Origin of the sequence: Hymenobacter elongatus (genome assembly GCF_004745955.1) — a bacterium.
GTDB lineage: Bacteria > Bacteroidota > Bacteroidia > Cytophagales > Hymenobacteraceae > Hymenobacter > Hymenobacter elongatus.
The window spans coordinates 1-13566 of sequence record NZ_SRLD01000062.1; the positions used below are offsets into that span (position 1 = coordinate 1).

Consider the following 13566-nt stretch of genomic DNA (forward strand, 5'->3'; position numbering starts at 1 on the left):
TGCTCAAACAGGACCCGACCAAGCGCAGTATCAAGAATAAACGCAAGCGCCTGGCCTGGGATGAACCCTTTTTAGAACGCCTGCTGGCCGCTCTCTGCGCCCCGGCTACATAGTGCGGTTAATCTGGTAGATGTTGGGTGCGGTGCAGCTGCTTCCTGCCAGAATAGTAACCAGGCCGCTGCCAATTACTTCCACTTTGTAGCCCTCACGCACAATTACTGCGGTGTCTTCCTCCAGGCCCAGGCCCAGGCAGGTAGGGGTGGTGGCAATAATCTGGGCCATGCGGGCCCGGGCTACAAAGTGGGTGTCGATGGCGACATCGTGGATAAACTGCAGGCCCGTCGTAATAGCAATTTCGCCCTTGCGCATACCGGCATCATTGCATCCCTCATAAATCATGGGCGTCGACATGGCCGTTGCGCCGGCGCTGGTGCCGCCCAGAAGGGCGGTCAGGCGTAGCTGGTCGCCACCCGTAAACCAGAAGCCCGCCGCCTCATCCACCAGCCTGAGGGCATCTTCGTGGTTGGCATCGGCCCGCTCCTGAACATCGAGAATCTTGATGCGCTTCACTCCCAGCCGCCCAAATACCGCGAGGTAGTCGCCAGCGGCTTTATCCGGCACCGACGACGCGGTGGGAATCACCACCACCAGCGGGTCGTTGCCCGCCAGCTCCTCAACAAAGCGGGTCAGGATGCCATCGGGTACAAAATTGCGGTTCTGATCCTGATTGGACCCTTTTTCAGGTTCCTCTCCTGATATTTTCATGACCTCCAACGGCAATGAGGATACCTTGGGGAGTAGGGCAGTTCGGGCGGTTGGAGTCGTGCGAACGGGTGGTGTTTTTTTTACGACCAGGCATGTTAGGAGCGCGTTACGATCAGCATGCTACTATACGTGCGTAGAAAGCCTCGCTTAGGTGGTGCCCTCTCTTCGGATACTCTACTCCATAACTCTGGGCGCTGGACGAGTTGCGACTGGTAAACACGCCGTTGAACGGTTGAAGGCAATTCGGTTAGTTTGTTTTGCTAAAAAAGCACTGCAGCCTCAAAAGTAGAAATGGGCAATTATGCGGAGTGCAAAGTAGTGGCCCCCGTAAAATAAGTGTTCGACTCGTCGCCCGAACTAGCTCCTTATTTACTTCACCAGTCCGCTATTGACGGCGAATTTGATGAGGGCGGCGGTGTTTTTGGCCTGGGTTTTCTCGATGATGTTCTGGCGGTGGGTTTCGATGGTGCGCTTGCTGGTGAAGAGCTTGTCGGCAATTTCGGCGTTGGTCAGCCCCTCGGCAATGAGTTGCAGTACCTCCAGCTCCCGCGCCGACAGTTCTGGCTGCCGCCCTTCGCTCCCTTCGTCCCAGTGCTTTTCCGTGTTCAGCGTGAGCTTGCGCAGCAGCTCCAGCGCTATTTCAGTACACAGAAATGGCTGCCCGACGGCCACCGTCCGAATGGCGTGCAGAATCTCGGTAATAGCCGCGTTTTTCAGGATATAGCCCGCCGCCCCGGCATCGAGGGCCTGCGCTACGTAGCGCTCGTGCTCCAGCATAGAAAGTATCAGCAGGCGCACCTGCGGGTATTGGGCCCGCGCCAGCGGGAGCACGGCAAAGCCGTCCAGATCCGGCATCGTCAGGTCCAGCAGCACCACATCAACGGGGGTAGTGGCCAGCAAGTCGAGCAGCTGGCGGCCGGTGGCGGCTTCGCCCACTACTTCAAAATCGGGCTCGGCGACCAGTAAAGCCCGAATGCCTTCCCGCAGAATGGTGTGGTCGTCGGCCAGGATAATGCGCGTCATACAGGGTAAAGGTGAGGTGAAAGATAGGGAAGCTGACAGCAAGGGTAGGAAACGACCGGCGTACCAGAAAATTGTACGCAAGAGTGGGTGCTGCAGCCGCTTGCAAAGCACCCCGAAAAAATACGTGCTTTTTCTGCCAACACCTCGTCTGTTCCAGATCGTAACTACGAAGCTGTTTAGGAAGTCGCTGAAGGTCAAAAGAACGTCATGCTGAGCTTGTCGAAGCATCTCGCGTGCAGTAGTAATTCAAATTGCCAGTGCACGCGAGATGCTTCGACAAGCTCAGCATGACGTTCTTTTGACTTTCTAAACAGCTTCTCCGAATGGCTTCCTCCCCACCGCAAATCGTGTGGGCAGATATTCATAAAAAAAGCCCCCTGAAATTTCAGGGGGCTTTTTGGTGCGGTAGGCAACAGCGCTTATTCGATGATAAGGCGCTTGGTTACCAGGCCGGCTTCGGTACTCAGCCGCAACGAGTATACGCCCACCGGTAGCTCGGCCAAGGACAAGGCGTGGGCCTTGTTGCCGTTGGCCGGTAGCTGCTGGGTACGTACCACGCGGCCCAGCGCATCGAGTAGCGTAGCCGTTACGGGCTTGCGGCCCAGTGCGGCGGGCAGCTCCACCCAGGCCATTTTGCTGGCTGGGTTTGGATACAGCGCCACTCCGGCGGCCAGCGCGCTGCTGCTGGTAGCCAGGGGGCGCAGCGCCCCGAAGCTCAGCGAGAACCGGCCCGTAATCAGGGCGGCATTGCTGGCCGAGAAGCTGTAAGTGGTCTGCTGTTTCAGGTCAATCTGCTGGCCCGTTACGGCATCGAGCAGGTACACCGCCGCCGTGCCAAAGTTGGCCAGCGAAGCGGCCTGCAGCGTGTAAGTGCCCGTTACGGGTACTCCCACCGTCAGCGGCACGAGGGTTGTGGCTTGCAGGAAAGGCAAGCCGTTGATGGCCAAGCCAGTGCCCGCGGCCACCGAGGCCAGGTTCAGACCGGTGGTATTAGGCAGCTTTTCCGCGTCGTAGTGGTCGTCGACGCCGGGAGTAGCGCCTTCCTCGAAGTACACGTAAGCGGGGTCACGCGGCCCTTGGGCACTCACCAGATCCAGCTGCAGCGCCGGCCGGGTGTCGGCGGCAGGTCGGTCGAAGCTGGCTGCTTCGTAGGTTGTGGAGCGCCAGCTGTTGAGGAAGTTGAACGAGGCCACCGGCTGACTCACGCGCAGGAAGAAGCCCTGCATCGAGCCGATGATACCATTCGGTAAGGTGCCAAACCCGTTCTGGTAGAATTGGTAAGTACCCGCATACACGTCGCTGGACTTGTACACGTACACGGCATCTAGTACGCCGGTTGGCAGGCCCAGCCGGGCTTGCTTCCAATCCAGGGGCGAAGGATAGGGGTTGCCCAGCAGTTGCCAGCCCGAGTTGGCCTGGTTGCCACGGGTCAGGGCACCGACCGGCACCGTACCCGAGTTGAGCGTGCCCACTAAGTCGACTTTCTCGCTGGCATTAATGTTCACCGTGTAGCCGCGGCCCCGCAGGAGCGTCGAGCCCAGGCTGGTGGGCGAGAAGTAGCCGTAGTCGAAGTCCTGGGTGGTGGCGCTGGTGCCCACGATGCGCGACTCGTCGAAGCCGTACACGGTCGGGAATGGATTCACCGTGTTGCCCTGCGTGTTGTAGTCGGCGTTGACCACTGGTGCGAAGCCCGTGGTGGTCAGGTCGGCTACCGTGGTGCTTACCACCGGCGAGCTGTAGTGGCGGTAGCCCAGGCCGTTGTTCAGGCTCGGGCTGATGTAGCGCGGCACCGTGGCGGTGCCCACCACACTGCCAGGCGTATTGACCACCATGGCCGTAGCCGTGCCAGACGACAGCAGTGTGAACAGGTTGTTGCTGGTAGTCAGGTTGCCATTGAGAGTGAGCACACGCTGCATGTCCGTGGTGCCGCCGAGCGTAGCGCCCGCCGGGCCTACGGTCAGGTCCCAGAAACTGGTCCGGCTGCCGCCCCCGATGGTCTGGTTGGCACTGCCACTCAGGCTCACGAGGCCACCCGTGGCCGTGAAGGTTCCGTCGTTGCTGAAGTTGCCTTTCAGGTCCAGGGTGCCGCCGCTTTGCGTGAGCGAAGCAGTGCTGGCCAGAGCCAGGTTTTTAGCCGCAGCCGGGCCGGTAGTCAGCACGGGGTAGCGGAGCATACCAGCGGGAATGGTGGCATCGAGCGTACTGGTAGGCACGCCGGCCGTCCAGTTGCTGCCCGCAAACCAATCCGTGCTGCTGGTGCCCGTCCAGGAGGTTGCCGTAACGGGCACGGTATATTGAATGGCGAACTGCGGGGCGGCAGTGTTGCTGTTGCCCGCTTCGTCGGTTGCCACGTTGGCTGCAATATTTACGGTCACGGTACCGGCTGCGGTAGGCGTCACGTTGAACGTGTACGTACCACCGAAGCCCGAGAAGGCCGAAAGCGTGCCGTTGCTGACCGTCACATCACCAGCCGTGAAGCCAGTTACGATTTCCGAGAAAGTCACCCTTACCGGAATCGGCGAGGTGTTGGTCGGGTTGCTGGCCGTGCTGCTGATAGCTACCGTTGGGCTCACCGTATCCACGGTGAACGTGTTGGTGCTGCTGTTCGGGCTCGTGTTGCCGGCCGCGTCCGTGGTGCGGGCCGCTACCGTGTGCGAGCCGTTGGCCAGCGCCGTCGGCTGGCCGATGGCCCAGTTGCCGCCCAGATCCGCCGGAGTTGTCCCCACGGCAGTGCCATCAACGACTACCGTTACCGTCGTGTTGGCCTCGGCCGTACCCCGCAGAATTGGCTGGGTGCTGCGAGTCACGCTGCCATTGGCGGGTTCTGTAACTACTGGAGCCGCCGGCACCGTTTTGTCGATGGTGTACAGCGGCCCGTTGAAGGGCACGTTGGAAACCGTGGGCGAAACGCCGGTCGAGTTATTCAGGTTCAGGCCCAGCGTACCGTCGCTGAAACCAGTGCTGACCACTACCGTGTAGGTGGTGCCCGCGCCCGAAACGCTCGTGACACTGGCACCCATGGCCGTTGAGGTAGAGAGGGTAAAGTTGGAAGCCGACAACCCGCTCACGCTAGCCGAGAACGTAACCGTGTAGCTCACCGTGGCCGCATTGGTCGGTGAGGCATCGTTGCGCACGATGGAGGTCACCGTCGTGGTTGGCACGGTATAATTAATGGAGAACGGCGAGGCAGCGGTGTTGCCGTTGCCAGCCGCATCCTGGACCACGTTGGCCGGTACGTTCACCGTCACCAAGCCGTTGGCGGCCGGCGTCACGTTGAAGGAGTAGGTGGTGCCCGAGCCGTTGATGAGGCCGCCGGTAATCGAGCCGTTGCTTACCGTCACGTCGCCGGCCACAAAGCCGGTTACCGCCTCTGAGAAGGTCACGGTCACCGGAATCGGCGAAGTGTTGGTCGGGTTGCTGGCCGTGCTGGTAATGGCTACCGTGGGGCGTACCGTGTCAATCGTGAACGTGTTGGTGTTGGAGTCGGCACTCACAGCCGAGCCGCTGGTCTGCGCCGTAGCCCGCACCGTGTGGCTGCCCTGGCTCAGGGCCGTAGGCTGGGTCAGCGAGAAGCTGCCGCTGGCCGTGGCCGTGGTCGTGCCGCTGGCCGAGCCATCGATGAACACGGTGACCGTCGAGCTGGCTGGGGCCGTGCCCGCGTAGGTGGGCGTGGTCGTGGTGAGCAGGCTGCCGTTGGCCGGCGTGTTCACCACGGGCGCGGCCGTTACGAGTTGCGAGTAGGTGATGCTGAACTGCGTGGCGGCCGTGTTACCGTTGCCGGCGGCGTCCTGGGCCACGTTGGCCGGCACGTTCACTGTTACCGCGCCGTTGGCCGTCGGGGTCACATTGAAGGTATAAGTTGTGCCCGAACCTGCGAAACCCGAAACGGAGCCGTTGCTCACCGTCACGTCACCAGCCACAAATCCCGACACGTTTTCCGAGAAGGTAATTGTGAAGGCAATGGGCGAAGTCGAAGTCGTGCTGCCCGAGGTGCCGGTCGAGGAGGTGATGGCTACCGTCGGGGCCGTCGCGTCCACCGTGAAGCCGTTGGTGTTGCTGCTGCCACTCGTCGCCAAGCCGGCGGCCGTCGCCGTGGCGTTCACCGTGTGGGTGCCGTCGGGCAGGGCCGTGGGCTGGGTCAGGGCGAAGGTGCCGCCGGCCGTGGCTGTGGTCGTGCCGATGGAAGTGCCGTCCACGAACACGTTCACCGTGGCGTTGGCCGGCGCCGTGCCTGCGTACGTGGGCGTATTGTCGTTCGTCAGGCTAACATGGGGCGGGCTCGTCACCACCGGCGCGGCCGTCACTGGGGCCGGCTGGGTGATGGTGAAGCTGCGCGTGGTGGTGCAGCCGTTGGCATCGGTCACGGTCACGGTGTAGGTGCCCGCGCTCAGGCCCGAGGCTGTCGCGCTTGTGCCGCCGCTCGGGCTCCAGCTATAAGTATAGCTGGGCGTGCCGCCGCTCACGCTCACCGTCGCCGTGCCGTTGCTGCCGCCGTTGGTGGTCACGTTGGTCTGCGAGCCGGTGGTGGCCAGGGCCGAGGCCGGCTGGGTAAGCGTGAAGCTTTGCGTGGCTGTGCAGCCATTGGCATCGGTCACGGTCACGGTGTACGTCTGGGCAGTCAGGCCCGTCACGCTGCGGGTGCCGTCGCCGACCGGGTTGCCGGGGGTCCAGTCGTAGGTGTAGGGAGCCGTGCCGCCGGTGGCCGCATTCACGCTGGCCGCGCCGGTGTTGCCGCCGAAGCAGGCAATGTTGGTCTGGCTGGCCTTGGTCAGGGTCAGGGCCGAGGCCGGCTGGGTAACGGTGGTGTTAACGGTGCCCGTGCAGCCGTTGACATCGGTGATGGTCACCGAGTAGGTGCCGGCGCTCAGGCCCGTGCGGTCCTCGGTGGTGGCCCCGCTGTTCCACCGGAACGTGTAAGGGGAAGTGCCGCCGCTGGGTGTCAGGTTGATGGCGCCGTTCGAGCCGCCGTTGCAGGATACGTTGGTCACTACCGTAGTGCCGGTCACGGCCGAGGTTGGCTGGGTGATGGTGAAGCTGCGCGTAATCGTGGCGCTGCTGGCATCGGTCACAGTCACAGTGTAGGTGCCCGCGCTCAGGCCCGTGGCCGTGGCCGTGGTCTGCACCGGCGTCGTATTCCAGCTGTAGGTATAGGGCGTGGTACCGCCGCTCACGCTCACCGTGGCGCTGCCGTTGGTGCCGCCGAAGCAGCTCACGTTGGTCTGCGAGCCGGTGGTGCTCAGGGTCGCGGGCGTGGTGAAGGTGATGCTGCTGCCGTAGCTGGTGCCGGCCGAGTTGATGGCGTAGGCCCGCACGGTGTACTGGGTGCTGGCGGCCAGGCCGGTCACGCTCTGCGAGAAGCTGCCCGTGCCCGTGCCATTCTGCACTTTGGTATTGCTGGTAGTGGGGGTGCCAGTGCCAACCACGTACACCACGCCCCGGTCAGATATGGTGGCCCCGCCATCGGCGGTTACGTTGCCGCCCAGCACCGCGCTGGTCGGCGTGATGGAGGTGGCAGCCGCCGTCGTTACCGTGGGAGCCACAGCCGGTAATGAGTTCGAGCCAAAAGCGTTAATATTCTGTAGACCGCCCGCTACGATGGTATTCAGGTAGGTTCCCGTCAGGCTGAAGCGCGAAATGCCCGTGCTGCTGGTGCTGCTGGCCCCGTCGCCGACAAAGATGGTGCTGTTGGGTACATCAACCAGCAATGCCTGCGGGTTGAAGAAGGTAGTGGCCGAGTTGCCGGAGGCCAGCGTCACCTTGCCCGTGCCATCGAGGTTGGCCGAGTTCAGCTGGTCGTCGGAAGCTGTGGCGCTGCTTTGCACCCAGTAAATCTTGCTGCCTACTACCTGGATCCCGTTAATGCTAATCCCGGAAATGCCCGCTACGATGGTGCTCAGGTAGGTTCCCGTCAGGCTGAAGCGCGAAATGCCCGTGTTGCCGGCATTTCCCCCGTCGCCTACGTAGATAACCCCGCTGGCCGCATCCACCCACAGGGCGTTCGGGTTGGCAAACGTGGTGGCCGAGTTGCCGGAGGCCAGCGTTGCTTGTCCGGTGCCGTCGAGGTTGGCCGAGCACAGGCGGTCGTCGGCGGCCGTGTTGCTGCCCTGCACCCAGTAAATTTTGGTGCCTGCTACCTGCACACCACTGAAAGCAAAAGTGCTGCCGCCAGCCACGATGGTGCTCAGGAAAGCGCCCGTGCTGGCGTTGAAGCGCGAAATGCCCGTGCTGCCGGCAACGGCCCCGTCGCCCACGTAAGCAACATTGGTGGCGGCATCTACCCACAGGGAGTTCGGCTGGAAAAACGTGGTGGCCGAGTTGCCGGAGGCCAGCGTTGCTTGCCCGGTGCCGTCGAGGTTGCTGGAGCTATACCGGTCGTCGGCAGGCGTGGCGCTGCCTTGCACCCAGTAGATTTTGGTGGCCGCCGTCTGGGCCCGGCCCGTGGTGGCCAGCAGCAGCAGCAGGGCCAGCAGCCAGCCCGGATACGCCCGGCCGGCTGCTCTTCGGCGGGCTTGGTTCCCGGCCGCTAGTTGTGCGCCCCGATAAGGCCCAGGGAGGAAAAGTGGGTTCATAAGTAGCAGTGAAAGGTAGAAGAGGCAAAAAGGGATGAAAGTCGGGTTTAACCGGTGCGTTTAGGATAAACCAGTGGGCAAAGGTACTAGGGAATAATAGCCTGAAAGCCCGAAAGAAAAGGGGTAGCTGAATGGTTATGTATTGACTATGTGCTATTTAACAGTGGTTGGATAAACGAGGAAGCACTGTCCGGCTTCCGCAAGCCGAACAGTGCCTCTAACGACCAGCAGGGATAGAATATCGGGCCTGCCAGGCGGCCGACCGGAAGCCTTGCCGTATTAGTCCCGCGGAGGGAAAGCGCCGTACAGACAGATGATGTAGGGCAGGGCCAGGTAAGGCGGGCGGTTCTCGTGCGGCAACGATTCGCCGGTGGGGGTCAGCGACGAGGGGTTCATGGGGGCCAGCGTGGTGGCGGCGCTGGCGTAGGCAGTCACCGTCACCTCGTCGCCGCTGCTAGCGACGGCGGCGGCCGGGACGCTGAGCAGGGCCCCGGCCGGGGCGGTCGTGTTGCCCGGGCCCGTGTTGGCCACCAGCTGGTGGGTGTGCGCGGGCATCTGGGCGGAAGTGAGCGTCACGCTTTCCATGCCGCCTACCTGTCCCTGGTCATAATTGCTGCCCCCCGCAAGCTGCCCCGTGCCCACGGCCACGCGGCCGTTCAGGTTGGGCAGCGCGAAGGTGGTTGTGCCGTTGCCCCCGTACATAGTGCCCAGGATGGAGAAAAGAGCCTGATTCTGCGCGATGGGCAGGAGCTGCCCGTTGCAGAACGCCCAGTTTTTGGGCGCGAAACTGCCCGCGAAAAGCTTGATGATGCCGATGTACTCGTCCATAGAAAGAAAGTCGAAAAGGGAAAGGAAGGAGAAAATATCGTTGCGGCGGGCCTGGGCTCCGGGTTAGCTCCGCGAAGGGTACAAGCCTTGGGTGCAGATGATGTAAGTCAGGGCGAGGTAGGGTGGGCGGTTTTCGTGCGGCATAGATTGGCCGGCCAGGCTCAGCGAGGCTGGGTTCATGGGGGCCAGCGTGGCGGCGGTGCTGGCGTAGGCAGTCACCGTCACCTCGTCGCCGCTGCTAGCGACGGCGGCGGCCGGGACGCTGAGCAGGGCCCCGGCCGGGGCAGTCGTATTGCCCAGGGTCGTGTTGGCCACCAGCTGGTGGTTGTGCTTGGGCATCTCATTGCTGGTCAGCGTCACGCTCTCCACGCCGCCAGTCTGTCCCTGGTCATAGTTGCCGCCGCCCGCAAGCTGCCCCGTACCCACGGCCACGCGGCCGTTCAGGTTGGGCAGGGCGAAGGTGTTCATTCCGTCGCCGCCGTACACGGTGCCCACGATGGAGAAAAGGGCTGAGTTCTGCGCGATGGCCAGAAGCTGCCCGTTGCAGAGAGCCCAGTTTTGCGGCGCGAAATTGCCCGCGAAAAGTTTAACGATGCCGATGTACTCGTCCATACAAGAAAAAGAGGGGAAAAGTGGATAAAAATAGCTCTAGCGTCGTGCTACAGCCGAAAAGCCAACGCCCGCGTTACCGCCCTGACTAAGAGCGTGAGAAATCAGGAAAAACGGCATGGGTGGTATAACAAAGTAGAAGGAGCTGCCTGAGAAGCTCGCAGGAGGTAAGCAGACAAAAATAGCTGTAGCTCCCTGAGCTGCCGAAGTAATAAATCGGTACTGCACAGGTGCTGAGCCGACAAAAGCCGCCTCAATTCAAACGAAAGCAATAGGAAGTAATAGAGAGCAGAGCAGATGTCCCGTAGCCGGGCGCGGGGCAAATTTGCGGAAATAAATCTAGTTTTAATAGTACTCTAGTAATAGTTATAAATCATATATAGACCAGCTTGTTGGTTCACATTTCGGGGGTGAAATCAGGCTATTCAGCAGTCTGGCCAGCAGGTGTTGCCTCCCGGAATGGTGGTCGTAAAGTAGTGGCTACCACGGCAGGTAGCAGGTCACGGAGGTGCCGGCAAAGCAGGAAGAACGCGGGCTCAGCGGGCCGCCTTGGATAGGGCCTGCATGGCGGCCCGGGCGCGGGTCTTGACGGTGCCCAGCGGTACTTGCAGCTCGTCGGCTACTTCAGCCTGGGTGAAGCCGCCGAAATAGAGCAGGTCAATGATTTTGCGGTCGTTGGGCTTCAGGGCCATCACCAGCTCGCGTAGGCCAATGTGCTCGGGCTGAAACCCCACGCTGGCTACCTGGTAGCTGGCCGCGCTTTTTTCCAGGGAATCGGTCTTTTGCTTTTCGTGGTAGTGCCGGGTCCGAAGGTGGTCGATGGCGGCGTTGCGGCACACATTGAGGGCCCAGGTAAACAGACGGCCCCGGTTGGTGTCGTACGAGTCAAACGAGTACCAGATCTTGATCATGCTTTCCTGCAGGGCATCTTCGGCCAGCGTTTCGTGGCGCACGATGCGCAGGATAACACTGTAGAGAATACGGCCATACTTGTCATAAAACACCGTCATGGCCGCCTCGTCGCGGGCATACAAACGCTGAACCAGCACATCGTCGCTAAGGGGTGGCATCAGGAGCAATAGGTGTAAAGCGTAGGATAGAAGCCGCCCTGAATTGGTAGCCGGTATGCAGCGGCACCGGGGACTCTGCCTGAGCAAGGCCAATAAACTGAGGCGGTATGCGGCCTCAGGCAGGTAAAAGCTTGAGGGTATACTAGCCCGACCAAAAGAAGTTGTTGCGCGTGTCGGCTAGTCGTTGTAAATATTTTGCTGCCCGCTCAACCCACTGTTCAGCTCTGTAAAAATATATGCCTGTATTGCTGAGCCTTAGGTTGCCGGGGCAGGCATAGGTCCCAAATCCGGGGCGCTACGCCCACTCACCCCGCCGCGTGCCATTGGGCTGGAGTAAAACCCAATAGGCCACCTCAGGTGTGCCCATGGCATCGGCTGGCTTAAACAAAGCCGCCCGGCCCATTAACTGGTGCCGGGCGGTGCTGCAACAAACTATAGGTGTAGCCGCGACGGGAATCGAACCCATATCAAGCGTTTAGGAAACGCCTATTCTATCCGTTGAACTACGCAGCCAGCTTCGTTACTTCGCACAAAGGTAACGCGAAAGCAACCTACTGCCCAAACCCGCTACACCAGGCCCTGCGTATAGGGCGCTAGCTTCACTTCTGATTTCTTTCTGGTTTTTCTATGGGTTTACTGGACGATATGCGCGCGGCCCGTCGGGCTGCCGGCCGCCGACCCACTACCGCTACCACTGCCGAGGTAGCCGCCGATGGCATGGTGCCCGCGCTGCTCTTCATTCCCGATATCAGCGGCTTCACGCGCTTCATTCAGGAATCGGGGAGCGTGCTGGCTCCCCAGCTCATTGCCGACCTGCTGGAGATACTGATAGAGGCTAACACGCTGAGCATGGAAGTGAGCGAAATCCAGGGCGACGCCATCCTGTTCTATCGGCTCGGCGCGCCGCCCACCGTGCAGGAGGTCGTGACGCAGTGCCGCCGCATTTTTCTCGACTTTCAAAACTACCTGCGCCTGGTGGAGCGCGACCTGGACTCGGAGCTGAGCGCGGCCCTGCGGGCCCACGACCTGACCATCAAAATCATCGTGCATTTCGGCCAAGTCAGCGTGGCCCAGATCCGGGAGTTTACCAAGCTGATGGGGCGCGACGTGATAGTGGTGCACCGGCTGCTGAAGAATAACGTGACCGGCAACGAGTACATTCTGCTGTCCGAGGGCTACCTCGAAACCCAGCCCGCCGCCGAAGTAGCGCGCAGCTTTTCCTGGACGCGCCTACTGCGCGGCACCTGCCTCTACGATCATCTGGGCGAAATCTGCTACCGCTACGCCTATCTGTCGCCCCTGCGCGTGCTGCTGCAAAACCCGGACCCGGCGGCCGAAACCGGCGCGCAGCGGCGCGTGGACGGCAATGCCCTCAAGGTGCTGAGCACGGTGCGGGTGCCGGCCGCGTATGCGCTGCGGGTGCTGAGCAATTTCCGGCTGCGGGCCCTCTGGATGCCCGGCGTCAGGGAGGTGACCTACGACCTGACCAAGGCCGGGCGGCTGGGCACCAGCTACAAGGTGAGCCTCAACCGGGGCCAGATTGACTTCCAGACCGTGCAGCGCTTCGAAGATGCCGACCGGATGGAGTACGTCGAGAAAATCTCGCTGTTCCGGCTTTTCCCCAACTCCTTTCTGTTCTGCTTCATCGAGGCCGTCGACACCCGCTCGTGCCTCGTGACGCTGGAGTTCCGCTACGGCTACGTGGCCAGCGCCCGGGCCCTGATTCGCTTCGGCCAGCTGCGCCGCATGCGGCGGTTTATGGGCCAGTCGATAGCGCAGCTTGCCACCTTGTGCGAGCAGATGAGCCAAAATCGGCAAGGCCAGGAAAAACCGACCGGTATCAACGGATGAACTCCACCAAAAAGACTCGCCACGGAAGTAGCTTGTCCTTACCCAACTCTTTCATAGAAGCGCTGGCCGGTCAGCCAGTGCTTTTTTGTGCGTTGTGTCAGGCGTGAATTGGAGAGCATCAAAAAGTGTGGGGCAATAATAATCATCAGGCGCTAGGCTTAACTCAGCAAGCCGCTACTTAACCCGAATGCCCCACACTTTTTGATGCTCTCCATATATTGCATTTCTCCCAACTAAAAAACATTAGTAATCACATGTTTAATTTGACTGGTGTCCGTACGATCTTGTTACTAATTGCACTGATTTCTGTAGAAGCTGTATCAGCGAAAAATAAAGAGTTAGCTCCCTTGCCTCTAGAAGGAGAATGGACTGGAATAATTGGAGAGACGTTGCAGGTTTTGTTCAAAATTACTGAGGCACCGAACGGGCAGCTTACCGCTACGTTGGATGTTCCTGCTCAAGGCATCCTAAATCTATCTGTTGCTAGTATCGTATTGCGGCAAGACAGTGTCATTATAAAGTTAACTACGCCTACAGTAGCCAACTTTAGAGGTTAAATTTCTCTAAATAGTCAGCGAATCACAGGAATATGGCAGCAATCAGGCAATACCATACCACTCACTTTGCAACGCGGGTCGACTTCTTCAGCTAATCCCAAGCGACCCCAAGACCCCCGACCTCCATTCCCTTACGCAGAAAAGGAAGTTTTCTTTACAAATTCGTCTGCTATAGCAGATTCGTGAACCATGTATCCTTATCGTTTGCCGGCTTGTGTGTGATAGCCGCAGTGGTCAAACCAGTTCCGGGCGTCCCGGCTGGTAATGCAGTCGATAGCCTGAGAGAGGGCCTGT

The 13566-nt window shown here is 60.7% G+C and carries 8 protein-coding genes and 1 tRNA gene; 2 read left to right on the top strand and 7 right to left on the bottom strand.

The features are described 5' to 3' along the window. Positions 1-105: 105 nt before the first annotated feature. The 7 genes from E5J99_RS19910 to E5J99_RS19940 form a co-directional block, all read right to left on the bottom strand. Positions 106-765 (bottom strand): cyanophycinase, encoded by a 660-nt coding sequence (locus tag E5J99_RS19910; RefSeq protein WP_135499569.1) that lies wholly within the window; start codon positions 763-765, stop codon positions 106-108. A gap of 369 nt (positions 766-1134) precedes the next feature. Further along, entirely contained in the window at positions 1135-1788 is a 654-nt protein-coding gene (locus E5J99_RS19915) for a response regulator (protein WP_135499570.1), read from the bottom strand. A 419-nt stretch (positions 1789-2207) separates the two neighbouring features. Continuing rightward, positions 2208-8357: an Ig-like domain-containing protein gene (locus tag E5J99_RS19920; protein ID WP_135499571.1), complete on the bottom strand. Its 6150-nt coding sequence runs from the start codon at positions 8355-8357 to the stop codon at positions 2208-2210. Between the two features lie 279 nt (positions 8358-8636). Continuing rightward, positions 8637-9185: a phage tail protein gene (locus E5J99_RS19925; RefSeq protein ID WP_135499572.1), complete on the bottom strand. Its 549-nt coding sequence runs from the start codon at positions 9183-9185 to the stop codon at positions 8637-8639. A gap of 63 nt (positions 9186-9248) precedes the next feature. Then, positions 9249-9797, bottom strand: a complete 549-nt coding sequence (locus E5J99_RS19930) for a phage tail protein (RefSeq protein WP_135499573.1) — start codon at positions 9795-9797, stop codon at positions 9249-9251. 533 nt (positions 9798-10330) lie between these two features. Continuing rightward, positions 10331-10864 carry an RNA polymerase sigma factor gene (locus tag E5J99_RS19935; RefSeq protein ID WP_135499574.1) on the bottom strand — a complete coding sequence of 178 codons (534 nt, stop codon included), beginning with the start codon at positions 10862-10864 and terminating at the stop codon, positions 10331-10333. A gap of 441 nt (positions 10865-11305) precedes the next feature. Further along, positions 11306-11377, bottom strand: a tRNA-Arg gene (locus E5J99_RS19940). Between the two features lie 114 nt (positions 11378-11491). Between E5J99_RS19940 and E5J99_RS19945 the strand changes: the two genes are divergently transcribed. Beyond that, on the top strand, positions 11492-12715 hold the full coding sequence (locus E5J99_RS19945) for a DUF2652 domain-containing protein (RefSeq protein ID WP_135499575.1): 1224 nt from the start codon (positions 11492-11494) through the stop codon (positions 12713-12715). 254 nt (positions 12716-12969) lie between these two features. Further along, complete coding sequence (locus E5J99_RS19950; protein ID WP_135499576.1) at positions 12970-13272, top strand: hypothetical protein; 303 nt, start codon at positions 12970-12972, stop codon at positions 13270-13272. The last annotated feature ends 294 nt before the right edge of the window (positions 13273-13566 follow it).

Excerpts from the sequence above, each read along its gene's own strand:
- E5J99_RS19910 (WP_135499569.1), bottom strand. The coding sequence starts at position 765 with ATGAAAATATCAGGAGAGGAACCTGAAAAAGGGTCCAATCAGGATCAG.
- E5J99_RS19915 (WP_135499570.1), bottom strand. The coding sequence starts at position 1,788 with ATGACGCGCATTATCCTGGCCGACGACCACACCATTCTGCGGGAAGGC.
- E5J99_RS19920 (WP_135499571.1), bottom strand. The coding sequence starts at position 8,357 with ATGAACCCACTTTTCCTCCCTGGGCCTTATCGGGGCGCACAACTAGCG.
- E5J99_RS19925 (WP_135499572.1), bottom strand. The coding sequence starts at position 9,185 with ATGGACGAGTACATCGGCATCATCAAGCTTTTCGCGGGCAGTTTCGCG.
- E5J99_RS19930 (WP_135499573.1), bottom strand. The coding sequence starts at position 9,797 with ATGGACGAGTACATCGGCATCGTTAAACTTTTCGCGGGCAATTTCGCG.
- E5J99_RS19935 (WP_135499574.1), bottom strand. The coding sequence starts at position 10,864 with ATGCCACCCCTTAGCGACGATGTGCTGGTTCAGCGTTTGTATGCCCGC.
- E5J99_RS19945 (WP_135499575.1), top strand. The coding sequence starts at position 11,492 with ATGGGTTTACTGGACGATATGCGCGCGGCCCGTCGGGCTGCCGGCCGC.
- E5J99_RS19950 (WP_135499576.1), top strand. The coding sequence starts at position 12,970 with ATGTTTAATTTGACTGGTGTCCGTACGATCTTGTTACTAATTGCACTG.